Annotated in this window: 18 protein-coding genes; 12 read left to right on the top strand and 6 right to left on the bottom strand. The window is 68.4% G+C overall.

The annotated features are described in order from the left end of the window. The first annotated feature begins 267 nt into the window (after window positions 1-267). From ACWEWT_RS36030 to purM, 7 genes are all read left to right on the top strand, one after another. Entirely contained in the window at window positions 268-1,542 is a 1,275-nt protein-coding gene (locus ACWEWT_RS36030; protein WP_452565381.1) for a M18 family aminopeptidase, read from the top strand. 245 nt (window positions 1,543-1,787) lie between these two features. Next, window positions 1,788-4,079 (top strand): phosphoribosylformylglycinamidine synthase subunit PurL, encoded by a 2,292-nt coding sequence (purL, locus tag ACWEWT_RS36025; RefSeq protein WP_452565380.1) that lies wholly within the window; start codon window positions 1,788-1,790, stop codon window positions 4,077-4,079. Window positions 4,080-4,155: 76 nt separating this feature from the next. Then, window positions 4,156-5,895 carry an alpha/beta hydrolase gene (locus ACWEWT_RS36020; protein ID WP_452565379.1) on the top strand — a complete coding sequence of 580 codons (1,740 nt, stop codon included), beginning with the start codon at window positions 4,156-4,158 and terminating at the stop codon, window positions 5,893-5,895. After that, window positions 5,892-6,503 carry a CPBP family intramembrane glutamic endopeptidase gene (locus ACWEWT_RS36015; protein ID WP_452565378.1) on the top strand — a complete coding sequence of 204 codons (612 nt, stop codon included), beginning with the start codon at window positions 5,892-5,894 and terminating at the stop codon, window positions 6,501-6,503. The genes ACWEWT_RS36020 and ACWEWT_RS36015 overlap by 4 nt, the downstream gene beginning before the upstream one ends. Window positions 6,504-6,671: 168 nt before the next feature. After that, window positions 6,672-7,166, top strand: coding sequence for a WapI family immunity protein (locus tag ACWEWT_RS36010; RefSeq protein WP_452565377.1), 495 nt, complete (start codon window positions 6,672-6,674; stop codon window positions 7,164-7,166). Window positions 7,167-7,501: 335 nt separating this feature from the next. Then, window positions 7,502-9,091, top strand: coding sequence for an amidophosphoribosyltransferase (gene purF, locus ACWEWT_RS36005; protein WP_452565376.1), 1,590 nt, complete (start codon window positions 7,502-7,504; stop codon window positions 9,089-9,091). A 542-nt stretch (window positions 9,092-9,633) separates the two neighbouring features. Beyond that, window positions 9,634-10,713, top strand: a complete 1,080-nt coding sequence (purM, locus tag ACWEWT_RS36000; RefSeq protein WP_452565375.1) for a phosphoribosylformylglycinamidine cyclo-ligase — start codon at window positions 9,634-9,636, stop codon at window positions 10,711-10,713. 354 nt (window positions 10,714-11,067) lie between these two features. Here the strand turns inward: purM and ACWEWT_RS35995 are convergent, their stop codons facing one another. The 5 genes from ACWEWT_RS35995 to ACWEWT_RS35975 all read right to left on the bottom strand — a co-directional run bounded on the left by ACWEWT_RS35995 (window position 11,068) and on the right by ACWEWT_RS35975 (window position 14,714). Continuing rightward, the gene (locus tag ACWEWT_RS35995) at window positions 11,068-11,277 is read right to left on the bottom strand and encodes a DUF3073 domain-containing protein (protein WP_452565374.1); all 210 of its coding nucleotides are present in this window, start codon (window positions 11,275-11,277) and stop codon (window positions 11,068-11,070) included. 162 nt (window positions 11,278-11,439) lie between these two features. Further along, window positions 11,440-12,405, bottom strand: coding sequence for an asparaginase (locus ACWEWT_RS35990; RefSeq protein ID WP_452565373.1), 966 nt, complete (start codon window positions 12,403-12,405; stop codon window positions 11,440-11,442). Beyond that, entirely contained in the window at window positions 12,402-13,112 is a 711-nt protein-coding gene (locus tag ACWEWT_RS35985; protein WP_452565372.1) for an MOSC domain-containing protein, read from the bottom strand. Before ACWEWT_RS35985 ends, ACWEWT_RS35990 begins: the two co-directional genes overlap by 4 nt. Window positions 13,113-13,125: 13 nt before the next feature. Continuing rightward, window positions 13,126-14,241 carry a CAF17-like 4Fe-4S cluster assembly/insertion protein YgfZ gene (gene ygfZ / locus ACWEWT_RS35980; RefSeq protein ID WP_452565371.1) on the bottom strand — a complete coding sequence of 372 codons (1,116 nt, stop codon included), beginning with the start codon at window positions 14,239-14,241 and terminating at the stop codon, window positions 13,126-13,128. A 65-nt stretch (window positions 14,242-14,306) separates the two neighbouring features. Further along, complete coding sequence (locus ACWEWT_RS35975; protein ID WP_452565370.1) at window positions 14,307-14,714, bottom strand: sterol carrier family protein; 408 nt, start codon at window positions 14,712-14,714, stop codon at window positions 14,307-14,309. A 433-nt stretch (window positions 14,715-15,147) separates the two neighbouring features. On the opposite strand from ACWEWT_RS35975, the gene ACWEWT_RS35970 reads away from it, so the two are divergent. The 5 genes from ACWEWT_RS35970 (at window position 15,148) to cydC (ending at window position 22,631) form a co-directional block, all read left to right on the top strand. Beyond that, on the top strand, window positions 15,148-16,068 hold the full coding sequence (locus ACWEWT_RS35970; RefSeq protein ID WP_452565369.1) for an aminodeoxychorismate lyase: 921 nt from the start codon (window positions 15,148-15,150) through the stop codon (window positions 16,066-16,068). Window positions 16,069-16,229: 161 nt separating this feature from the next. Then, complete coding sequence (locus ACWEWT_RS35965; protein WP_452565368.1) at window positions 16,230-17,693, top strand: cytochrome ubiquinol oxidase subunit I; 1,464 nt, start codon at window positions 16,230-16,232, stop codon at window positions 17,691-17,693. Window positions 17,694-17,702: 9 nt separating this feature from the next. Further along, complete coding sequence (cydB, locus tag ACWEWT_RS35960) at window positions 17,703-18,812, top strand: cytochrome d ubiquinol oxidase subunit II (RefSeq protein WP_452565367.1); 1,110 nt, start codon at window positions 17,703-17,705, stop codon at window positions 18,810-18,812. Between the two features lie 4 nt (window positions 18,813-18,816). Beyond that, a complete protein-coding gene (gene cydD / locus ACWEWT_RS35955) occupies window positions 18,817-20,715 on the top strand; it encodes a thiol reductant ABC exporter subunit CydD (RefSeq protein ID WP_452565366.1) in 1,899 nt (632 codons plus the stop codon). A gap of 95 nt (window positions 20,716-20,810) precedes the next feature. Then, complete coding sequence (cydC, locus tag ACWEWT_RS35950) at window positions 20,811-22,631, top strand: thiol reductant ABC exporter subunit CydC (RefSeq protein ID WP_452565382.1); 1,821 nt, start codon at window positions 20,811-20,813, stop codon at window positions 22,629-22,631. Between the two features lie 310 nt (window positions 22,632-22,941). On the opposite strand, the gene ACWEWT_RS35945 is transcribed toward cydC, so the two are convergent. Further along, the gene (locus ACWEWT_RS35945; protein ID WP_452565365.1) at window positions 22,942-23,685 is read right to left on the bottom strand and encodes an FABP family protein; all 744 of its coding nucleotides are present in this window, start codon (window positions 23,683-23,685) and stop codon (window positions 22,942-22,944) included. Window positions 23,686-23,984: the final 299 nt, after the last annotated feature.

The following is a 23,984-nucleotide window of genomic DNA, read 5'->3' as shown; positions in this document are numbered from 1 at the left end:
GCTGTCTTCGCTGAGTGCCACGGGGTCCGGCGCGGTCAGCGCCGGGTCGTCGGTGCTGTCCTGTATCGCGTCGACCATTTCGGCCTCGAGACTCGCGCCTTCGGCGCATGCGCTTCGAGGCCTGAACGGCGGGACGGGCCTCAACCCTTCGCGGTGTCTCGTAAGACTCGACTCACGCGGGTTGCGTCGGCATGCGGTGGTCGGGTCGGCATGCGAGCCGTCCGGGTCGGGGGTTCCTCGGTTCGCGTGCGCGCTTACTGTCGGATCATGCCGAGTTCTGCTGTCGCGGCTTCGGCCGCCGGGTTGTGTGAGTTCATCGACGGGTCTCCCTCGCCCTTCCATGTGTGTCGGACGATCGCCGAGGAGCTGGATGGGCAGGGGTTCGTTCGTCTCGACGAGACGCAGCCGTGGCCCGCTGCCGGGGGGCGGTACTACGTCGTGCGCGGGGGGTCCCTCGTCGCTTGGGCCGATCCGGACCAGGCCGGGCCGTTCCGGGTGGTGGGTGCGCATACCGACAGTCCGAATCTGCGGGTCAAACAGCATCCCGATCTGACGGTGGCGGGCTGGCAGCTGGTTCGGCTGGAGCCGTACGGCGGCGCGTGGCTGAACTCGTGGCTGGATCGTGAACTGGGGATCTCGGGCCGGCTGAGTGTGCGGGAGGGGACCGGGCTGGCCGAGCGGCTGGTGCGGATCGACGAACCGATTCTGCGGGTTCCGCAATTGGCCATCCATCTGTCCGAGGACCGGCGCGGGGTGACGCTGGATCCGCAGCGGCATGTGAACGCGATCTGGGGTGTGGGCAGCGAACCCGTCTCGTTCCTGGACTATGTGGCCGAGCACGCCGGGGTCGATCCGGGCGCCGTACTGGGCTGGGAACTCATGACCCACGATCTGGCTCCGAGCCGGGTGATCGGTGCCGGCCGGGATCTGATCAGCGCACCCCGCCTGGACAATCAGGGCACCTGCTACGCGGGTCTGCACGCGTTCCGCGCGGCGGTCGAGAACCCGGGCGCGGCTGTCCCGGTGTTCGCTGCTTTCGACCACGAGGAGGTCGGTAGCCAGTCCGATCGGGGCGCGCAGTCCGAGTTGCTGCCGACGGTTCTGGAGCGAATCGTGCTGGCCCGAGGTGGCGGCCGGGCCGATTTCCTGGCCGCGGTGGCGGGGTCGGTGTGCGCGTCCGGGGATATGGCCCACGCCACCCATCCGAACTATCCGGAGCGGCACGAACCCTCGCACGGGATCCGGATCAACGGCGGACCGGTGCTGAAGGTCAACCAGAATCTGCGCTATGCCACCGACGCCGTCGGCGCGGGGGCGTTCGCCCTGGCATGTGACCGGGCGGGGGTGCCGATGCAGCGGTATGTGCACCGCGCCGATCTGCCGTGCGGTTCCACCATCGGTCCGATGACCGCGGCCCGCACCGGTATGCCGACGGTGGACGTCGGTGCGCCGCAGCTGGCCATGCATTCGGCGCGGGAGCTGATGGGCGCGGCGGATATCACCGCCTACGCGGCGGCGCTGGCGGCCTTCCTCGCTCCGTAGGTCCGGGCCCGGTGGTTCGGGGCGAACCACCGGCCAGGGGATTTCCGGCGATGGGGCCGGTAATCGGTGCGGCGCAGGTGGACGTAGGATTCGTGCTGGATCAACTCTGTCGGGGCCCCGCCGTCGAGGCCCTCGTTCCGACCGAACCGCGGCATCGATGCCACCTGCCGCGACGCGGTGGGAGACCGGAGGGCCGGAGCCCGCGCGCGTCGGCGCGCCAACCTACGAAAGGATCCTGGTACCCCGTGACTGACCAGGTCGATACGGTCGCCACCGCCGCCACCACCCCGGATACGCCGCAGCCGTACGCCGAGCTCGGCCTCAAGGACGACGAATACGCCCGGATCAGGGATATTCTGGGGCGCCGGCCCACCGATGCCGAGCTCGCCATGTATTCGGTGATGTGGAGCGAGCACTGTTCCTACAAATCCTCGAAGGTGCATCTGCGCTACTTCGGTGAGACGACCACCGAGGAGATGCGTTCGGCCATGCTCGCCGGTATCGGCGAGAACGCCGGGGTGGTCGATATCGGCGACGGCTGGGCGGTCACCTTCAAGGTGGAGAGTCACAACCACCCGTCCTACGTCGAGCCTTATCAGGGTGCGGCCACCGGTGTCGGCGGGATCGTCCGCGACATCATGGCCATGGGCGCCCGTCCGATCGCGGTGATGGACCAGCTGCGTTTCGGTGCCGCCGATGCCCCCGACACTCGCCGGGTGCTGGACGGTGTGGTGCGCGGGGTCGGTGGTTACGGGAACTCCCTGGGTCTGCCCAATATCGGCGGCGAGACCGTCTTCGATGCGTCGTATCAGGGAAATCCACTGGTCAACGCGCTGTGTGCGGGAGTCATGCGGGTGGAGGACCTGCACCTGGCCTTCGCCTCCGGCGCCGGGAACAAGATCATCCTCTTCGGCGCGCGCACCGGGCTCGACGGTATCGGTGGCGTTTCCGTGCTCGCCTCGGACACCTTCTCCGGGGACGATTCCGGCACCGGACGCAAGAAGCTGCCGAGTGTCCAGGTGGGCGATCCGTTCACCGAGAAGGTCCTGATCGAATGCTGTCTGGAGCTCTACCACGCCGGTCTGGTCGTGGGTATCCAGGATCTCGGCGGTGCCGGGCTGTCCTGCGCGACTTCCGAACTCGCCGCCGCGGGGGACGGCGGTATGCGCATCGAACTCGACCGGGTACCGCTGCGGGCGGCCGATATGACCCCCGCGGAGGTCCTGTCGAGTGAATCGCAGGAGCGGATGTGCGCGGTGGTGACCCCCGAGAACGTGGACGCCTTCCTCGCGGTCTGCGCGAAATGGGATGTGCTCGCCACCGTGATCGGTGAGGTGACCGACGGTGAGCGGCTGGAGGTCACCTGGCACGGCGAGACCGTGGTGGATGTACCGCCGCGTACGGTCGCGCACGAGGGTCCCGTGTACGAGCGCCCGGTACAGCGGCCCGCCGACCAGGACGCGCTCAACGCCGACACCCCGGACAACCTGCCCCGGCCCAAAACCGCCGAGGAACTGCGCGAAACCCTGCTGAAGATGATCGCCAGCCCGCAGCTGTGCAGCCGCCGCTGGATCACCGAACAGTACGACCGCTACGTCCGCGGTAACACCGTGCTCGCCGAGCAGGCCGACGCCGGCATGATCCGCATCGACGAGGCGACCGGCCGCGGTATCGCGCTGGCCACCGACGCGTCCGGCCACTACACCAAGCTCGACCCGTACACCGGCGCGCGCCTGGCCCTGGCCGAGGCGTACCGCAATGTGGCCAGCACCGGGGCGACCCCGAAAGCGGTGACCAACTGCCTGAACTTCGGATCGCCGGAGGACCCCGGCGTGATGTGGCAGTTCCAGCAGGCCGTGCGCGGTCTGGCCGACGGTTGTGTCGAACTCGGTATCCCGGTGACCGGCGGCAACGTCAGCTTCTACAACCAGACCGGGGAGAACGCCATCCTCCCCACTCCGGTGGTCGGTGTGCTGGGTGTTATCGACGATGTCCACCGCCGCATCCCCACCGGGCTCGGTCTGGAGCCGGGGGAGACGCTGATCCTGCTCGGCGATACCCGCGACGAATTCGGCGGTTCGGTCTGGTCGCAGGTGGCGCACGGTCATCTGGGCGGGCTGCCCCCGCAGGTCGACTTCGCCCGCGAGAAACTGCTCGCCGATGTGCTCACCGCGGGTTCGCGCGACGGCATGATCAGTGCCGCCCACGATCTGTCCGAAGGTGGGCTGGCGCAGACCGTCGTCGAGGCCGCGCTGGCCGGTGAGACCGGCTGCCGGATCCTGTTGCCCGAGGACGCCGATCCGTTCGTCATGCTGTTCTCCGAATCGGCGGGCCGCGTACTGGTCGCGGTGCCGCGCTCGGAGGAGACCCGTTTCACCCGGATGTGCACCGCGCGGGAGCTGCCCTGGGTCCGTATCGGTGTGGTCGACCAGGGGTCGGATTCGGTCGAGATCCAGGGCCAGTTCTCGATCACCACGGCCGAACTGCGGGCCGCGCACGAGGGCACCCTGCCCGCCCTGTTCGGCGGCCACGCCTGACTCCCGGCCACGACTGGCGCGCCGGGGGTGACCCGGGCCACCCGCCGGCGCCGGTCGTGGCAGCCATACTGGACAAGTGCTGGAAACCGCCGATTCCGTGACCAGATGGCGGCGGCGGGGTGTCGCCGCGGTCCGGCGGACCGAACAGATCATCGACCTGAACTATGTGGGTCTGGTGGTGGCGACGGTTTTCTTCGCGCTGTCGCTCTCCCCGTCGCTGCTTCCGCGCGACTGGATGTTCCAGGGCCTGATCAGCGGGATCAACGCCGCCATCGGATACGGCGTGGGCTGTCTGCTGGAATGGCTGTTCCGCTTGTGGGTGCGGCCCCGGCTCACCCGGATCCCGTCCCCGCCCACCTGGACCCGGTACGCGCTGAAATCGGCCGTGTTGATCACGGCCGCGTTGAGCGCGGGCTACCTGCTGGTGCAGTCGGCGCATTGGCAGCGCGAGATCACCGCGCTGATGGGGATGGAGGGCACCACGACGCCCGCGTATCTGCGCACCGGCGGCCTCAGCGTCACGGTCGGGGTACTCGTGGTGGCCTGCTACCGCACCGCACGTGAACTCATCCTCTATCTGGCCCGCCAGTTGAACCGCTGGGTGAAGATCCCGCGCGAGCTGGCTCCCTCGGCCGGTTTCCTGGTGCTGGTCCTGCTGGTGGTGACACTGTTCAACGGGGTCGCCTCCCGTGCCTTCTTCGCCGCCGCCAACTCGGCGTTCAGCGTGCGCAACGACCACACCTCCGAATACGCCGTGCAACCCAGCCTTCCCGAACGCTCGGGCAGCCCGGAATCGCTGGCTCCCTGGGACACTCTCGGATTCGAGGGCCGCTGGTTCGTCTCGCACGGTCCCAGCGCCCAGCGCATCTCCTGGGTCACCGGCCGGCCCGCCGCGGAACCGATCCGCGCCTATGTCGGCCTGGAATCGGTCGAGGGCACCGAGATGAGCCAGGCCGATCTGGCGGTCGCCGAACTGGAGCGGACCGGTGCCTTCGATCGCGAGGCGCTGGTGGTGGTCACCACCACCGGTACCGGCTGGGTGAACTCCATGGCCGCCAACGCCATCGAATACCTGTACGGCGGCGATTCGGCGATCGTGGCCACCCAGTACTCGTATCTGCCCAGCGCACTGTCGTTCCTGGCCGACCGTGACAAGGTCGCTGCCTCGGGCCGGGAACTGTTCGACGCGGTGTACCGCCATCTGCTCACCCGGCCGGTCGAGAACCGGCCGAAGCTGCTCGTGTACGGAGAGAGTCTCGGCTCCCAGGGATCCGAGGGCGCGTTCGACGGGCTGGCCGATCTGCGCGAGAAGGTGGACGGCGCCCTGTGGGTGGGTCCGCCGAACTCCAACCGTCTCTGGCAGCAGTTCGTGAGCAGGCGTGACCCGGGATCGCTGGAGACCGAACCGGTCTACGCGGACGGCCTGGTGATCCGTTTCGCCGGCGACCGAGAGGATCTGGCCCGCCCCGGTGTGGAATGGCGGGCACCGCGGATCGCCTATCTGCAACACGCCTCCGACCCGATCGTCTGGTGGTCTCCGGATCTCCTCTTCTCCCAGCCGGATTGGTTGTCCGAACCGCGCGGGCCCGATGTCTCGCCGCGGATGCGCTGGGTACCACTGGTCACTTTCTGGCAGGTCAGCGCGGATCTCACCAATGCGCAGGGCGTCCGGGACGGACACGGCCACCGGTACGGCAGCCTGGTACTGGACGGCTGGGCGGCGGTGATCCGCCCGCCGGGCTGGAACCCCGAACTGGCCGAGCGGATCAGACTCGAGATCGAAGCATATGAAGCCTATGAGCGGATGGTGAAGTGAAAGCCCGGATACCGGTCGCGGTGGCCGCGCCGCTGCTCTGGAACAACTGGCTGCTGCCTCGTCTCGCGCTCGATCGGCGTGGCCGCACCGCGGCGAATATGGTCGCTGCCACCGGATACGCACTGGCCTTCGACGGCCGTCCGAACTGGATCTCCGGGCGCGGCCTCCGCTACGGCGTCGCTTGCGCGGGAGTTGTCGCCGCGGGTTGTGCGGCGGCACTGCTCGTACCGCCGGTGCGCCGGGCACTCGGCGACTCCGCGGATCGGGCCCCGGATGTGAGCACCGCGGAATGGGTCGCTGTCCATATTCCTCTCGGCACCGTCTACACCGAGGAACTGATCTTCCGGGGCACGCTGGACCCCCTGCTGGACAGGGAGTTCGGGTGCCGGGTGGGTGCGCTCGCCGGTGCTTCGGTCTTCGGGCTCTGGCATATTCACCCCGCCCGTGCCGCGGGCGACAACATCGTGGGGACCGTTGCGTTCACCGGTATTTCCGGCCTGCTCTTCGGCGCCCTCCGCCGGTACACGGGAAGTGCCACCGCGCCCGCGCTGCTGCACTGGGCGGTCAATGCCGGCGGTGCTGTGCTGTCCCGCCGCGGGGGCCGCTGAAACCACGGCCGGACGGGACCTCGCGTACGCGGAAAGCGTGGGGCCGGCCCCTTCGCGACGACTGCCGCCGCTGTCGAGAACGCCGCCACGCCTCGGCTTTCGCGAGCAGAACCGCGCTGTCGGCGCCGACTCCGGGCGCGATTGCCCCGATGATGACAGACTTCGCCGGTGAGATTGATCGACAGCGATGGATACGGTGTGGAACTCACCATTGCCGGATACCAGTTTCCGGACCATATCGATCCGCGAATCCGGTACAGCTGGCTGGTGATCGCCGGCACCGCGAACTGCCCCGAGGGAAACTGGTCTTTCCGCTGGCAGGCATTGAGTCTGGACGACACGGTCGATCTGGCCGATTGGCTACGCCGGATCGCCGCCGAGGCCGGACCTAGCGGTGCACCGATCGACGGGCCGGCCCGGCTGGCATTCACCGAACCGAATCTGGGTTTCACAGCCACTCGCGCCGGCGGTGAGATCGAGCTGGCGATCGGGTTGGATCTGGAGTTCTCCCCACCCTGGAACCGGCGGGCCACCGCGGGCTCACCCTTCGTCGTCACGGCCCGGCTCTCGCCGGCCGATATCGCCACCGCCGCCAAGGACCTCGGCGCCGAGGTGGACAGTTATCTGCCACCCGGGGGGCGCCCGCTCGGCCGTCCGAGATGAGCGGTGCGCGCCGGCCGTGCAGGCGGTGCCGTACCGGGTGATATCGCCCACGTTGCGCCGGGAGGCGCACGAGGCTTATGGCTCGTCGACCCCGCGGATCGCTCCGATGCCCCGGTAGGGCGCCTTCGCCGGACCGTCCCCTCACTGTTTCAGCAGGTGAAAGGGGGGTTAACTGGATATGACGGTTTGCTGGGCCGCTACGCAGCCGGTCCCCGCCCCCGGTGACAGGCCCCGATCCGGCGCTTGCTGCCGGAGTGCTGATCCGGTGACGCGCGAGCGCAACACACCCGTAGAATGTCGAGTGCCCCCACACCCGCCCTACCAGGGAGCGCACGGTGACCCACGCCGACCAACCGGCTGTCAGCAATCCCACCGCAACCGACGAGACCGAGAATCCGCCCCGCGAGGAATGCGGAGTCTTCGGAGTCTGGGCTCCCGGGGAGGACGTGGCCAAACTCACCTACTACGGCCTCTACGCCCTGCAACACCGCGGGCAGGAAGCCGCGGGCATCGCGGTCTCCGACGGCTCACAGGTCCTGGTCTTCAAGGACCTCGGACTGGTCAGCCAGGTGTTCGACGAGCAGACTCTGGCCGCCATGCCCGGCCACGTCGCCGTCGGCCACTGCCGCTACTCCACCACCGGAGCCACCACCTGGGAGAACGCCCAGCCGATCTTCCGCACCACCGCAGTCGGTTCCGGACTCGCACTCGGCCACAACGGCAATCTGGTCAATACCGCCGAACTGGCCGAACGGGCACGTGAACTGGGCCTGGTCGGCGGGCCCGGCCGCCCCGGAGCGGTCTCGGCGACCTCCGATTCCGATGTGATGACCGCGCTGCTGGCGCACGCCTCCGCGGATTCGAGTATCGAACAGGCCGCCATGGAGTTGCTGCCCACGGTCCGCGGCGCCTTCTGCCTGACCTTCATGGACGAGCACACTCTCTACGCCGCCCGCGATCCGCACGGCGTCCGCCCGCTGGTGCTGGGCCGGTTGGAACGTGGCTGGGTGGTCGCCAGCGAAACCGCCGCCCTCGATATCGTCGGCGCCTCCTTCGTCCGCGAGATCGAACCGGGTGAATTGCTCGCGATCGACGCCGACGGTGTGCGCTCCTCGCGCTTCGCCAATCCCGAACCCAAGGGCTGCGTTTTCGAGTACGTGTACCTGGCCCGCCCCGACAGCGCCATCTCGGGGCGCTCGATCCACGCCACCCGCGTCGATATCGGCCGCCGGCTCGCCGCCGAACACCCGATCGACGCCGACCTGGTCATCCCGGTCCCCGAATCCGGCACCCCCGCCGCGGTCGGCTACGCGCAGGGATCCGGCGTGCCCTACGGCCAGGGCCTGATGAAGAACGCCTACGTCGGCCGCACCTTCATCCAGCCCAGCCAGACCATCCGCCAACTCGGCATCAGGTTGAAGCTCAACCCGCTACGCGAAGTGATCCGTGGCAAACGCCTCATCGTGGTGGACGATTCGATCGTCCGAGGCAACACTCAGCGCGCGCTCATCCGGATGCTGCGCGAGGCCGGCGCCCTGGAAATCCATGTCCGGATCGCCTCCCCGCCGGTGAAATGGCCGTGCTTCTACGGTATCGATTTCGCCTCCCGGGCCGAACTGGTCGCCAACAACGCGGGTACCGACCCCGACGGCCTGCCCACGGACCCGGACGCGATGCACGACATGGTGGAGGGTGTACGCCGCTCCATCGGTGCGGACACCCTGGGCTACATCTCGATCGACGGTATGGTCGCCGCCACCGAGCAGCCCCGCACCCGCCTGTGCTGTGCCTGTTTCGACGGGGACTACCCGATCCCGCTGCCCACCGAGGCCGCGATCGGCAAGAACCTGCTGGAATTCGGCGGCCGCTCCCAGTCCCGGGTACTCACCGAGAACGCCAACGCGAGTGCCCTCAGCCGTCCCTGAGGGGAGCGGAGGCCCGCGGGTGCCGGCCGGTATCGACGAGGTCGGGTTCTCGGTATCGGCTGTGTGACGCACCGGTTCATCTGTGCCGGGCGTGGTCCGTACCCCGCGGCGAATCGATGTGAAGCCGGCTCGTGAGGGTGCCAAGCGTTCCTGCTCGTGTGGGTGAGGGCGTGCTCGGGTGAGTTGTGGTGGTATGCGTCGTCCCGGTCGCATCGGATCCGGTCCTGGGCTGTGTGTTCTTTGCGGTAGCCGAGTCGGCCGGCCGGCCTCCTGGGTGGTCGTGGTTGCGCGTTCCACGGAACTCACCTCTCCTCCGGATGGTCCACCTCAGTGGCGGGGCCCGCCCCGGTTCTGGAGCGACGTAGTGAAGGAGCGCAGCGACTGAGCGAAGGAGTGAAGAACCGGGGTTAATAGGGCCCCGCCCCCGCGGCGCCGGAGGCGCCGCAAAAATAAACACAGCCCGGCCCCCCGCTGTCGGAGGCGACGCCATAAACTCTGAGCAGGCAATTATCCGCGAATTCGGTTTGGAGCTTTCCCCGACAATGACTGAGCAGAACCCCACCGGTGCCGGTGCGTCCTATGCCGCAGCTGGAGTGGATATCGAGGCCGGTGACCGGGCTGTCGAGTTGTTCGCCCCGCTGGCGCGCAAGGCGAGCCGCCCCGAGGTGCAGGGCGGGATCGGTGGTTTCGCCGGATTGTTCGCGCTGAAGAAGAACTATCGGGAGCCGCTGCTGGCTTCGTCGACCGACGGGGTCGGGACGAAGATCGCGGTGGCGCAGGCGCTGGACAAGCACGACACCGTGGGTCTGGACCTGGTGGCGATGGTCGTCGATGATCTGGTGGTCTGTGGGGCCGAGCCGCTGTTCCTGCAGGACTACATCGCGGTCGGCAAGGTGGTGCCGGAGCGGGTGGCCGAGCTGGTGGCCGGTATCGCTGAGGGTTGTGTGCGTGCCGGGTGTGCGTTGCTCGGTGGTGAGACGGCCGAGCATCCGGGGATGATGGGTGCGCAGGATTACGATCTGTCGGCGACCGGGGTCGGGGTGGTCGAGGCCGATGATCTACTCGGGCCCGATCGGGTGCGTCCGGGGGATGTGGTGATCGCCATGGGTTCGTCGGGGTTGCATTCCAACGGCTACAGCCTGGCGCGCAAGGTGCTGCTGGAGATCGATCGGATGGCGCTGACGGGGCATGTGGAGGAGTTCGGCCGCACGCTCGGTGAGGAGTTGCTGGAGCCGACCCGGATCTATGCCAAGGATTGCCTGGCCTTGATCGCCGAGACCGATGTGCGGACCTTCTCGCATATCACCGGTGGCGGTCTGGCCGCGAACCTTGCCCGGGTGTTGCCCGCGGGGCTGGTGGCCGAACTCGATCGCGGGACCTGGAATCCGGCACCGGTTTTCAAGATGATCGCGCAGCGCGGCCGGGTGGAGCGGGTGGAGATGGAGAAGACGTTCAATATGGGCGTCGGAATGGTCGCCGTGGTGGCGCCCGAGGATGTCGATCGCGCGCTGGCGGTGCTGACCGCCCGCCATATCGAATGCTGGACGCTGGGCAGCGTGAAGAAAGCCAAGGACGCGGATGCCCCGCGTGCGGTTCTGCTGGGCGACCATCCGCGTTTCTGATCCGACGGATACCGCGACGGCCGGATCGTCTTCTGTGTGAAGACGATCCGGCCGTTGTATTTCCGCGGTGTGTTCCGGCGCATGATCGTATTCGTTCGCCGGTTGTACACCGGAGGTCGAATACCCACCCGGGTCGTATCCGGGCACGTGAGCCGCTGGCGCCGACTGAGCGGATAGGCGGGCCCGGTGGGCCACCTGCTCGTTCGGCGCCGGTGCCGTGATCGGATACTGCGCTCCGGACCGGGTCGCCGGTTCACGTCGTCCACCGCCGGGTTACTCAGCGGGAAACGGCGCGAACCGGCGTCAACGGCCAAAGGGGAGGCCCTACAGCCTCCCCCGAGCGTATGTATCCGGTCAGCGGCGCCAGTCGTCGTAATTGTCTTCGTCGTCCCATTTGGGCAACGAGTCGTCCGCGTCGTGCTCGTCCGAGAGGACACCACCACGATGGGCGTTGTCACTACCGGAAAGCTCGCGCTGAAGGCTCGAGAAGTCGGTCGACGGAGAGCTGTACTTCAGCTCCCGTGCAACCTTGGTCTGCTTTGCCTTAGCCCGGCCACGGCCCATGGCTGACCCCCTCGCGTCACAGCGGGGCGGCCTGGGGATTGGTGGCGGCCCCGTTCGAATTAATATCTTCCTGACAGACACTTTAGCGCGTGTCCGGCCGTCGCGCTTCCACGAGTCGGCTATCCGGCGGATCGACCGCCCGGTTTGCCGATGTTTCGCCGCTCAGTCGCCAGCCGTGACGGCACCGGGTATGGCGCGGATCACACCCACCCGGGTTCCGCCGCCCAGAACGGGCGGGGCCGCCAGGGCCGCCAGCTCATCCGACCAGGCGACACCCATACGCTGCAGGACTGCCATGGTCAGCGGGATTCTGGCGCGGTCGGCGCCGTCGTCGATCTTGTAGGCGAAGGCACGGCCGTCCGGTAGTGCTCCCGCGTGTACACCGTCGGCGCCGATCTTGCAGATCAGTTCCGGGACCGCGTTCATCGTCAGCAGATCGGGGCCGTTGGTGCCGGAGATCACCCAGGGATGCGCGCGCAGGGCGGTGGCGATCCGGCGTTCGGGTGTGCTGTCGGGAGCGGTGGCCAGGGTTGCGAAGGCGCGCGCCAGATTCGTGAGCGATACCGGGACGATGGGCAGCCCGCAGCCGTCGATGCCGAGATCGGTTTCCGGCTCACCGGTGATGTCGATGATCTGGGCCAGGATCGCCTGCTGTAGCGGATGAGTGGCTTCGGCGTAACCGGTGACCGGCCAGTCGTTCACCGCGCAGACCGCCAGCATGGCCGCGTGTTTGCCGGAGCAGTTCATATATCGCGCGGCGGGTTTCTCGCCGCGGTACAGCACCCCGGCCCGGGTCTGTTCGTCGCCGGGCAGATCGGGTGGGCAGATTAGATCGGCTTCGCCGAATCCGAAACGGTTCAGCAGGCGCTCGACCAGTTCGACGTGTCCGGGTTCACCGGTGTGCGAAGCGGTCGCGATGGCCAGCTCCGCATCGTCGACCGGCGTGAATCCGAGCTTCAGCAGGGTCAGCGCCTGCAGCGGTTTATTGGTGGATCGCGGGTAGATCGGCAGATGTACCGAGCCGGTTTCGAAGGTCGGCTCGCCGTCGGGTCCGAGGATCACCACCGAGCCCCGGTGCACGCATTCCCGGAATCCCGAGCGCACCACCTCGACCAGATCGACGCTCATCCGGTCGCCTCCTGTTCCGGGGCCGGCTCGTGCACCGCGGTGGCCGCGCGGCGTCCGGTGTGCCGGGCCACCTGTGCGCGGATCTCGTCGGAGACAGTGGGTTCGGCGGTGAGCAGGTATTCGAGCCGTTCGGGATCGCTACCGGTGAACACATCGCGGACGGTGATGCCGTGGTCGGGTACGTGAACGACCTCGACCGGGTCGCCGGCGCCCACCTCGCCTTCGGTGATGACCCGGAAATAGCACCCGGTGTTAGCCCGCAGCGTGAAGCGGCGCACCCACTGCCGTTCGCCGGCCCAGTGCCCGAAGGTGGCGCACGGTACCCGGGGCGCGCTGACCTCGAACAACGCGCTGCCCACGCGGCAGCGGGCGCCGAGTACCGCGTCGCTGAGCGGAAGGCCGGAGATCCGCAGGTTCTCCCCGAACCAGCCGGGATCGAGGGGACGTCCCAGTTCGGCCGACCACGTCCGCGCGTCCTCTTCGGCATAGCCGTACACCGCCTGATGAACGCCGCCGTGGTCGCGGGTGTTGCACACATGGTCGCCGTCGAGGCCGAGCCGCCCGGCCCGCACTCGTCCAGGTACCGGCCGTTTGTCGATGGCGCTGCGCCCGACCCGGCCCGGCACCTGCAGATCGGCGTGCACGACGCAGGCGGCGAGCACCCGGCCGGTGGCGCCGACCCGCATGACGTTCTCTTCTCGGCTCATCGTCGGGTACCGGTCAGCGGCCACGGAGCCGTTCGACGGCACGGCGGCCGGCCTGCGGGATATCGTCGGCGATCACCGAATCCGGGTCGATCGCCGCGGCCGTACTCCCCACGGTGAGCTGGGTGTCGGCGGGAATCGATCGTTTGACCAGAGCCAGGGCGATGGGGCCGAGCTCGTAGTGGTCGATCGTCGTACCGAGGACACCGACCGCGCGGCCGCCCGCGGTGATCGGTTCGCCCGGGGCGGGTCGTTCGTCGGCGGAACCGTCGAGGTGCAGCAGGACCAGACGCCGTGGGGGTTTGCCCAGGTTGTGTACCCGGGCAACGGTCTCCTGGCCGCGGTAGCAACCCTTGTCCAGGTGGACGGCTCCGTGCTCGGCCGGCCCGCCGATCCAGTTGACCTCGTGCGGAATGGTGCGGTCGTCGGTGTCGAGTCCGATCCGCGGCCGGACGGCGGCCACGCGCAGGGCCTCGTAGGCCCACGACCCGGCCGGCTCGGCACCGGCTCCGGTGAGTTCGCTCCAGCGTGACATGAGCTGGTCGCGCGGCAGGATCAGATCGAAGGAGTCGCCGGTCGGCCAGGGCATCCTGCGCAGGAATCCGCCGCCGGGTAGCGCGAGTGCCTCGTAGGTATCGGGCAGCCGGTCGATACCGAGCGCGCCGATCAGTGTCTGGGTGCGCGGGCCGATCAGGCCGAGTACCGCGTGATCGGCCGCCGCCGACGGCCGGGCATCGGCCCAGAACACCATTTTGGTGAGAAAGTCCAGCAATCCCGGACCCCGGTCGGCTTCGGTATCGATCCATACCGTCGCGTCCAGTTCGGTCAGGACGAAATGGTGCAGGACCCGGCCGTTGAGATCGAGGTCCAGATTCTCCGCGGAACGGCCTTCGCCCAGTTCGGCGATGTGCTGGCTGGTGATGGTGTGCAACCAGCTGAGCCGTTCGGCGCCGGTGATCGTGAGCACGAAACGGTGGGATCGATCCACGATCGCCACCCGCTCGACGGCAGCGCGTTGCTCGCCCAGCGGGTCACCGTAATGCCAGGGGACGGACTCGTCCGGCGAACCGGGCGGGGCCGCGACGGCTCCCGGTACAGCGAGGACAGGGCTGGGTGCGGCGAGCACGGACACGGCTTCCACTCTAGGAGCTGATCGCCTCCTCGCGCATCAGCGGGGGGTTGACCTGGCGATTCGGCCTACGACCGGTCGTCGCCGGAGCGTACGGGGACCAGTGGCAGCCATCGGCCGATCTCCGGGGCCCGGCTACCGGAGGCCTCCACCGTGCCCGCGGCGACGGCCGCCGCGAGATCTTGTAATCCGGTCGCCAGCAGCAGCCAGGTCCGCGGATCGGTCTCCACGACGTTGGGCGGTGTGCCGCGGGTGTGCCGGGGGCCTTCGATGCACTGCACCGCGACGAAGGGCGGGACCCGCACCTCGACCGAATGTCCGGGAGCGGCCGCGGCCAGCGCTCGCGCGGTCCCGCGGACCGCTGCGGCCAGCTCGGCCCGCTCCGGCGCCGGACGGGATTCGTCCAGCAGCCAATCCCGGATCGCCGTGACCGCGGCACGCACCACGCCCGGGTCGATATCCGTTCGTTGCGCCATTGCCCGACCATAGGCGTACCTCCGCGTTCGCTCCAGCCGTGCGCACTCGGCGTACCTCCGCGTTCGCTCCAGCCGTGCGCACTCGGCGTACCTCCGCGTTCGCTCCAGCCGTGCGCGCTCGGCGTACCTCCACATCCGCTACGGCCGTGCGCGCCCTGCGTACTTCCGAATTCGCTTCGGCATGCGTGTTCTGCGGATCTCCGTGTTCGCTTCGGTCATACCTGCGCCGCGTACTTTCGTAAGCGCTCCAGCCGTGCGTGGTGTGCCGATATCCCGCTCGAATCGCGCTACCGGATCAGCGGAATCGGCGTGATCCGAATAATGGTCCCCGAACGGTCACCGCGGTATCCGAATGCGGCATCCACGAGACATTGTCCGAGCTGCCCGGCTTTCTGTCCGCCATGGCGGGCGGTGTTGGCCTACGCTCGTGCGCATGGTGGATCGAGTTCTAGTAACACTCGACGGCGAGGTCCGCGACGCGGACCAGCCGTTGCTGTATGCCGACGATATCGGCGTCCTGCGGGGCGACGGGATTTTCGAAACGGCTCTGGTCCGCGGTGGCACGGTCTGCGCGCTCGATTTCCATCTCGCCCGGCTGCGCCGCTCCGCCAAGGCGCTCGATCTACCCGAACCCGATCTGGCGCGCTGGCGGAACGCTGTCGAAACCGCGGCCAAGGAGTGGGGTAGCGAAGAAGAGGGGGTCATGCGCCTGGTGCTGACCCGTGGGCGGGAGAGCGCGCTCGGCAGTCCCAAGGCGGGTCTGCGGTCGGGTGAGCTCTCCGAGGCGGTCCCGGTCCCCACGACTTTCGTCATGGTCACCGATCTGGCGGAGCGGGTGGCCGCGGCGAGAACCGAGGGTGTCGCGGTGGTCACGTTGACCCGGGGTATCTCGATCGACCTCGCCCAGGCGGCACCCTGGCAACTGCTGGGCGCGAAAACCCTTTCCTACGCGACCAATATGGCCGCACTGCGGTTCGCCGCGCGGATGGGTGCCGACGATGTCATCTTCACCAGTACCGAACATCGCGTACTGGAGGGGCCGCGGTCGACGGTGGTGATCGCCCGCGGCAAGCAATTGATCACTCCGCCGGCGAAGAACGGTGTGCTGCCGGGGGTCACCCAGCGGGCGTTGTACGCCGAGGCCGAACGCCGCGGTTACGACTGCCGCTACGAACCGTTGTTCACCGCCGACCTGTTCGATTGCGACAGCATCTGGATGCTCAGCAGTGTGACCCTCGCCGCACGCGTGAATTCGCTTGACGGCGTACGGATGTCGGCGTCGGAGTCCGCTTCGGAGATCATCGAGATGGTCGACCGGGGTATCGACCGGGCCGGGACCATCGCCGATTGGTGATCTCGCCCGCGTCCGGGTGACCGGGTCGAGTCGAATGTGACCGGAACCGTAGCCGGATCGTGTAGGTATCGCTCGGCATGTCGTGTCCGCCGACACATTGATCAGCCCTGGGTGGCGCGTAGTCTGTCTCTACGACACGTCGTAGTAACAGGAGGCCCGGTGTGGACGCCTTGGATGTCTCGCGATGGCAGTTCGGCATCACGACCGTCTACCACTTCTTGTTCGTACCGCTGACGATCGGACTGGCGCCGCTCGTCGCGGGAATGCAGACGGCCTGGGTCGTCACCGGCAAGGAGCACTGGTACCGGCTCACGAAATTCTTCGGGAAACTGTTCCTCATCAATTTCGCGCTCGGCGTCGCCACCGGAATCGTGCAGGAATTCCAGTTCGGGATGAACTGGAGCGAGTACTCGAGATTCGTCGGTGACGTCTTCGGCGCACCCCTGGCCCTGGAAGGCCTGGTCGCCTTCTTCATGGAGTCCACCTTCATCGGGCTCTGGATATTCGGCTGGTCCCGGCTGCCGAAACTCGTCCATCTGGCAACCATCTGGATGGTGGCGATCGGCGTCAATGCCTCCGCGTACTTCATCATCGCGGCCAATTCCTTCATGCAGCATCCGGTCGGTGCGCGGTACAACCCGGAGACCGGGCGGGCCGAATTGACCAGCATCGTCGAACTGCTCACCAACAACACCGCACTGGCCGCGTTCCCACATGTGGTGGCGGGATCGTTCCTCACCGCCGGTACCTTCGTCGCCGGGATCGCCGGCTGGTGGATGGTGCGCCGTGCCCGCAGCGGAGACGCCGACCAACTCGCCGAAGCCCGCACCATGTGGCGGCCGGCGGCGCGGGTCTCGCTGCTGGTGGTGGTGATCTCCGGAATCGCGCTGGTGTACACCGGCGATGTCCAGGGCAAGCTGATGTTCGAGCAGCAACCGATGAAGATGGCCTCGGCGGAATCACTGTGCCACACCGAGGTCGACCCGGATTTCTCGATCCTCACTGTCGGCACACACAACAACTGCGACAGCGTGACACATGTGCTCGAAGTGCCCTTCGTGCTGCCCTGGCTGGCCGAAGGCAAGTTCACCGGGGTGGAACTGGAGGGTGTCGTCGATCTCCAGCAGGCCTTCAACGAGAAGTTCGGACCCGGTGACTACCGGCCCAATCTCTTCGTCACCTACTGGTCGTTCCGCGCCATGATCGGCCTCGCCGCCGGATCCGCGCTGCTGGTGTTCGCCGGATTCTGGGTTACCCGGCGCGGCCGGGTACCCGGGCAGCGCTGGTTCTCCTGGTTGAGCCTGCTCGCCATCCCCACCCCGTTCCTGGCCAACGCGGCCGGCTGGGTGTTCACCGAGATGGGTCGTCAGCCCTGGGTCGTGGTGCCCAATCCGACCGGCGATCAGGATCTGCGGCTGATGGTGCAGCAGGGTGTATCCGACCACTCCGCGGCAACGGTGTGGATCTCGCTGATCACCTTCACCGTGGTCTACGGGTTGCTCGCCGTCGTCTGGTTCTACCTGATGCGGCGGTATGTGCTCGAGGGTCCGGAGCGGCCACCGGGTGAACCCACCGACGGGTCAGCGGAAAAACCTGCCGCCGAACAGCTTTCGTTCGCCTACTAGGAGCCGGGCATGGGACTGCAGGAATTCTGGTTCGTACTGATCGCGGTGCTCTTCACGGGGTACTTCGTCCTCGAGGGCTTCGATTTCGGAGTCGGCATGCTCATGCCGATCCTGGGCCGGGGATTCTCGTCCACCCGCGGTGAGCGCGGCCCGAACAGGGGTACGCAAGCTGCCTCTTCCGGGTCCGACGCGCTCACCGCGGACACTCGCCGCCGGGTGGTGCTCAACACCATCGGCCCGGTGTGGGACGGTAACGAAGTCTGGCTCATCACCGCCGGTGGTGCGTTGTTCGCCGCCTTTCCCGAGTGGTACGCGAGCATGTTCTCCGGTTTCTACTTCGCCCTGCTGCTGCTCCTGGTCGCGTTGATCCTGCGGGTCTGCGCGATCGAATACCGGGGCAAGATCGACGATCCGCGCTGGCGGGCCCGCTGCGATATCGGGATCGGGATCGGTTCCTGGGTACCCGCGCTGGCCTGGGGCTGGGTGTTCGCCAATATCGTGCGCGGGGTCCCGCTGGACGCGGACAAACAGTTCACCGGTGCCTTCGGTGAACTGTTCGGCCCGTACGCCCTGCTGGGCGGACTCACCACCGGGCTGCTCTTCGCCCTGCACGGTGCGGTGTTCCTGGCGCTCAAGACCGCCGGAGAGGTCCGCGACGACGCGCACCGTATCGCTCGGCTGCTGCTGGTGCCGACAGCGCTGGTGGTCGGCGGCTTCGGTCTGTGGACCCAACTCGCCTACGGGACCGGCTGGACCTGGATCCTGGTGGTGCTGGCGGTGTTCGGTCTGCTCGGTGGCGCGGCGGCACTGCTGGCCGGACGGGACGGCTGGTCCTTCGCCGGGACCGCGCTCACCGTGCTCGCCGCCTCCGCGTTGCTTTTCGGGGCACTGTTCCCGGATGTGCTGCCCTCCACCATCGACCCGGCGTTCAACCTGACCGTCGACAACGCTTCGTCTACCCCGTACACGCTGAAGGTGATGAGCTGGGCAGCGGTGATCGTGACACCGGTGGTGCTGGGATATCAGGCCTGGACCTACTGGGTGTTCCGCAAACGCATTAGTGTCGAGCACATCCCACCCGGAATCGGACTTACACCCCGCGTTGTGATCGAGGAGTGACCCCATGGCCCGCCCGCCCGTGGACCCACGCCTGTGGCGGTATGCGCGTTCGGCGCGACGCTATCTCGCACTGAGCGTTGCCCTTTCACTGGTGACCACGGTGAGCATCGCGGGTGCGGCGGTGCTGCTGGGACGGGTGCTGGCCGGGGTGATCACCGATCCCGCCCGCCGCTCGCTGGGTTCGTGGACCGCGGAACTGGTATTCCTCGCGGTCGCACTCGGCGGGCGGGTACTGGCCGCGTGGTGGCAGTCGCGCATCGCGCACCGGGCCGGCGCCCGGGTCGTCGCCGAACTCGAAGAGTCCGTCCTCGCCGCGGGTGCCGGACTCCCACCCCGGGAACTGGAGTCGAGGCGTACGGAACTCGCGGTCGTGGTGGGCAGCGGCCTCAACGGCCTGCGCGCCTACCTCACCGGGTACGTACCCGCGCTGCTGCTCGCGGTGCTCGTGCCACCGGTCGTCCTGGTGGTGATCGCGATCCACGATCTCACTTCGGCGGTCATCGTGGTGATCACGCTGCCGCTCATCCCGCTCTTCATGGTCCTCATCGGCCTGCTCACCGAAGGGCGCGCCGGGGAGACGCTGGCGGCCACCACCCGGCTCTCGGATCAACTCCTGGACCTGTTCGCCGGGATGCCCACCCTGCGTGCCCTCGGCCGGGAGACCGGGGCGCTGGTCGACACCCCCGGCCGGACGATGAGCGGCCGCGTCCGCGAACTGGGCGAAACACTGCACCGGCGCACCATGAGCGCGCTGCGGCTCGCCTTCCTGTCCTCGATGGTGCTCGAACTCCTGGCCACATTGTCGGTCGCGCTGATCGCGGTGGCGATCGGTATGCGGCTGGTGCACGGCGATATGAGCCTCTACGCCGGGATCGTGGCCCTGGTTCTCGCCCCGGAGGTGTACCTGCCGCTGCGCACGGTGGGCGAGCGTTTCCATGCCGCCCAGGACGGAATGGCCGCGGCGGATCGGGCTTTCGCGGTCCTGGACCCGGGGGCCGACGACGACGCGGGCCGGGAGCGGGTGAGCGTGGCAGCCGCCGAACGTCCGCGGGTCGCCGCCGTGGATCCGGGCCGGGATGCCCTCTCGCCCTTACGGTCCGATCCGGTGCCGGTGCCGGGGACCGCGAGCCGGACGGCCCGGACCGCTACGAGCCGAACGCAGCCGAATCCGGTACCCGCGGCGGGTCTGCGCGCCGACGACTCTCCGGGTGCGGGCGTGATCGAACTCCGTGACCTGACAGTCGATTCCAGGGACGGAGCCGCACCGGACGGCCTGCACGCCGTCTTCCGCCCGGGCGCCATCACCGCGCTGACCGGACCCAACGGTTGCGGGAAATCGACCGCGCTGCAGGCCGTTCTGGGGCTGATCGAACCCACCCGCGGATCGGTACTCGCCGACGGTGTCGATATCCGGGAGATTCCCGCCGAACAGTGGTGGTCGCGGCTGGCCTGGCTCCCGCAGCGGCCGGTACTCGTGCCCGGGACATTGCGGGACAATCTCGAACTGCTCGGCGCGACCGTGTCCGGGCCGTCGCGCCGGGGCGCGGCCCGGGTGCTCAGCGAACTGGACGCCGCCTGTGCCGTAACCGGTTTCGATGCCGTGCTCGAGGCCCTGCCGGCCGGATGGGATACCGTGGTCGGGTCCGGGGGGATCGGACTGTCCCTCGGCCAACGGCAGCGGCTCGCGCTGACCCGGGTACTGGCCGCGGACCGCCCGATCCTGTTGCTGGACGAACCGACCGCTCACCTGGATCCCGACAGCGAAGTCACGGTGGCCGCGGCACTCACCACACTGGCGCGTACCGGCGCGACGGTGGTCGTGGTCGCCCACCGTCCGGCCCTACTGTCCGCAGCCGACGATATCGTCGCGGTACCGACGACCTCCCCCCGAATATCGCGATGAGCTCTCGAACCGAAACCATTCGTCCGCCGCACTTCCGGGCCCGCGCGGGCCGCCGCTGGGCTCGCTTCCGGCTGCTGTCGCGCGATACCCGGCAGATGTGGGAACTGCTGGAGATCCCGCGCCGGCGGCTGGCGATCTCGATCGGCTGGGGTGTGCTGGCACTGGGCAGCGCGCTGGGACTGGCCGCGCTCGCCGCCTGGCTGATCGCCCGGGCCTGGCAGATGCCGCCGGTACTGGATCTCACTGTCGCTGTGGTGGCGGTGCGGGCGCTGGGTATCTCGCGTGGTGTCTGCCGGTACCTGGAACGCCTGGCCACCCATGATGTCGCCCTGCGCTCGATGACCGCGGCCCGCACCTCGGTGTACCGGGCGCTGGCCCGGGCTCCGCTGTGGCTGACGCGCCGGGCCGATATCCCGGATATCGCCCGGGGAGCCGGTAAACCCACCGCGCCCACCGCACCGGGTGGGCCCGGGGTACCGGGCCGGTTGCGCCGCGGCGATGTGTTGGTGCGGGTCGGTACCGATATCGACGATCTCGGCGCCGTAGTCGTCCGGACGTTCGTCCCTATCGCGGTCGCATCGGTGCTGGCGGTCGCGGCGGTCGCATTGCTGGCCTTCATCTCGGTACCGGCCGCGGCGGTGCTGGCCGCGGCGCTGGCGTTCGCCGGGATCGTCGCGCCCTGGCTCTCGGCCCGGGCCGCGGCGGCCGCCGAGCGTTCGGCGCGGGCGGATCGGGCCGAATTCGCCGCGCACGCGCTCACCGTGCTCGATCATGCCGCCGAACTGCGGGTCGCCGGAAAGCTCGTATCGGCGATGGGCACCGCGGCCGCCGCCAATCAGCGCGCGCTGGCCGCCGAGGACCGGGCCGCCGGCCGGAACGCCTGGGCCGCGGCCGCGATCCCACTCGCGACCGGAGTGACCGTGCTGGCCGCGCTGCTGATCGGGATCATCGTCTACGGCCCCGACGGTGGCGCGCCGGGCGCGATGACACCGATGGCGCTCACCGTTCTGGTCCTGCTGCCGCTGTCGACCTTCGAGGCGACCGGCCCGCTCCCGGCCGCCGCGCAGACTCTCACCGTCGCGCGGGCCGCGCTGCACCGCCTGCGTGCGGTATCCCCGGATCACCGTCCGGATCCGGTCGATCAGGACGACCGGATCCCGGCCCGCGGCGCCGAATCCGCGCCGGCCGATACCCGGCGGCGCTTCGGTACCGGCGGCTACCCGCATCCGTTCCCCTACGCCGACGGTCGCGCCGACGGAGTCGTGATCGGCTGGGTGGGCGACGGACAGTGGCAGATCCCGGAACGCCCGCAGGCACCGCGCGTGGTCGTGGTCGGACCCAGCGGCGCCGGTAAAACCACCCTTTTGATGGCCTGGGCCGGGCTTTTCGATCAGCCGGACGAGCAGGTGCGGTTCTTCGCCGAGGACGCCCATCTGTTCGGCACCAGCGTTCTGGAGAACCTGCGGGTCGCCCGCGGCGATCTCGACGCCGAAACCGCCGAGTCCGCGTTGCGCGCAGTCGGCCTGGGGGACTGGCTGGACGCGCTGCCCGACGGCGTGCACACCGACCTCCCCGGCGGTGCCGCCGCCGTCTCCGGAGGCCAGCGCCGCCGGATCCTGCTCGCCCGAGCGCTGGTCTCACCGGCCCGCGCGCTCCTGCTGGACGAACCGACCGAACATCTCGACGCCGAAAACGGTGCGCAACTCCTGCGCGCGCTGCTCGATATCGACAGCGGCCTGGTCGCCGCCGATCGCGATGTGGTAGTCGTCACACATCAGCTCCCGGCCGGGCACCGCGCCGGACTGGTGATCACCGTCGATGAATCCGGCCAGGTACGAGCCGCTTTCGCCGACGGCGTAACCACCCGTTACGCCCTCGACGAAATTCCGTTGCCGAGCACTGCGGGTGGTCGCTAAGTTCGGAGTTACACAAGGAAGGAGGTGATCCCAAGAATGGAAATTCTCAGGACGCGTGAGGTGGCTACCAGCTGACGCTGTAGCCGGCTGTCCCCTGGATTCCGATCGCTTCGGCGCTCAGCGAATCCACGGTAGCCACCCGGCCCCCGAGTCCCCGATCGGTCCGATCGGGATCGGCCGCGAAACCACCGGTGTTCACACCGGGGCCCGCGCCGATACGGCTCGGGGGTCGTTCTGTGTCCGGACCGGAAATCCCCGCCGGGACCGGGCCGCTCCCGGCGGTCGGCACTCTCGGCACGTGGTCTTCGGATCAGCCGATATAGCGCTGCAGCCGTGCGGAAAGACGCGGTTGCAGCGGGCCGTCGGCCACCACACGCTCTTCCACATAGGCCAGATCGCCGCCTTCGACGATCCCGTACAGGCGTTTGGCGCCACCCACGACGGCGCCGGTCTGACTACGGATCACCACATCGGTGGCCAGCTCCCAGGATGCCTGGGTCAAGGCGGTGCCGTAGAACAGTTCGACAATTCCGGTGCTGTGGGTCAGCAGCAATTCCAGAACCTCGTCGTTGCTGTCGACGCCGACCCGCCAGAACCCGCTCTCGCGCAGATCGGGCCCGCCGTAGCTCCCGTCGGATTCGACGAACCAGGAGCGCGAATCCCAGCTCAGATAGTCGCCGCCGTCGTGCGAGACCACGATCTGCTGTCCGAAGCGATAGTCCCCACGCTCGGGGTTGTTGCCCTCGCCCTCACCTCGCCAGACGCCGACCATCGGCAGCAGCGCCAACATGGCCGGATTCAGGTCCGGGCCGAGGCGCAGATTCGCCGTGTCCTCGGGAAGCGGGAGGTCCGGGAGTACCGGGATATTGCGGGCACCGGTAGCCTTGGCGCGCTCGGCCGCATCGGCCACCGCCTGATCGCCACTCAGCGATGACGGAGACTCGGTCGAACGGCCGTGACCGTTCTGCCCGTGGCTGTCGGCCGGAGGCTTTCCGTTGCTGTTGTCGCTCGCTCGCTCGGCCGGATCGGAACCTTCGCTCGCGAGATCACTCATGATTCGGTGAACAGCCGGTAGAAGACGTACAGACCGAACCATCCGATGAGGATCGATACGGCGATCAGCAGAATCTCGAAGAAGAGGACCACGCTGTAATTCTAGGCGCCGCCTTCGGCGTCGCGGGGTGGGGGCTGTGTTTATGGCGCCGCCTCCGGCGTCGCGGGTGGGGGCCGTGTTTATGGCGCCGCCTCCGGCGTCGCGGGTGGGGCCCTATTAACCCCGGTTCTTCACTCCGCCGCTCAGTCGCTTCGCTCCTTCGCTCTGTCGCTCCAGAACCGGGGCGGGCCCCACCTGCG

This window comes from Nocardia sp. NPDC003963 (assembly GCF_053605105.1).
Note: the sequence above shows the minus strand (reverse complement) of the source record. Positions and strands in the feature narration are given on the sequence as shown.

What these genes read in the sequence shown, in the direction of transcription:
- ACWEWT_RS36030 (WP_452565381.1), top strand. Translation starts at nt 268, where the DNA reads ATGCCGAGTTCTGCTGTCGCGGCTTCGGCCGCCGGGTTGTGTGAGTTC.
- purM (WP_452565375.1), top strand. Translation starts at nt 9,634, where the DNA reads ATGACTGAGCAGAACCCCACCGGTGCCGGTGCGTCCTATGCCGCAGCT.
- ACWEWT_RS35995 (WP_452565374.1), bottom strand. Translation starts at nt 11,277, where the DNA reads ATGGGCCGTGGCCGGGCTAAGGCAAAGCAGACCAAGGTTGCACGGGAG.
- ACWEWT_RS35990 (WP_452565373.1), bottom strand. Translation starts at nt 12,405, where the DNA reads ATGAGCGTCGATCTGGTCGAGGTGGTGCGCTCGGGATTCCGGGAATGC.
- ACWEWT_RS35985 (WP_452565372.1), bottom strand. Translation starts at nt 13,112, where the DNA reads ATGAGCCGAGAAGAGAACGTCATGCGGGTCGGCGCCACCGGCCGGGTG.
- ACWEWT_RS35975 (WP_452565370.1), bottom strand. Translation starts at nt 14,714, where the DNA reads ATGGCGCAACGAACGGATATCGACCCGGGCGTGGTGCGTGCCGCGGTC.
- ACWEWT_RS35970 (WP_452565369.1), top strand. Translation starts at nt 15,148, where the DNA reads ATGGTGGATCGAGTTCTAGTAACACTCGACGGCGAGGTCCGCGACGCG.
- cydB (WP_452565367.1), top strand. Translation starts at nt 17,703, where the DNA reads ATGGGACTGCAGGAATTCTGGTTCGTACTGATCGCGGTGCTCTTCACG.
- cydD (WP_452565366.1), top strand. Translation starts at nt 18,817, where the DNA reads ATGGCCCGCCCGCCCGTGGACCCACGCCTGTGGCGGTATGCGCGTTCG.
- cydC (WP_452565382.1), top strand. Translation starts at nt 20,811, where the DNA reads ATGTGGGAACTGCTGGAGATCCCGCGCCGGCGGCTGGCGATCTCGATC.
- ACWEWT_RS35945 (WP_452565365.1), bottom strand. Translation starts at nt 23,685, where the DNA reads ATGAGTGATCTCGCGAGCGAAGGTTCCGATCCGGCCGAGCGAGCGAGC.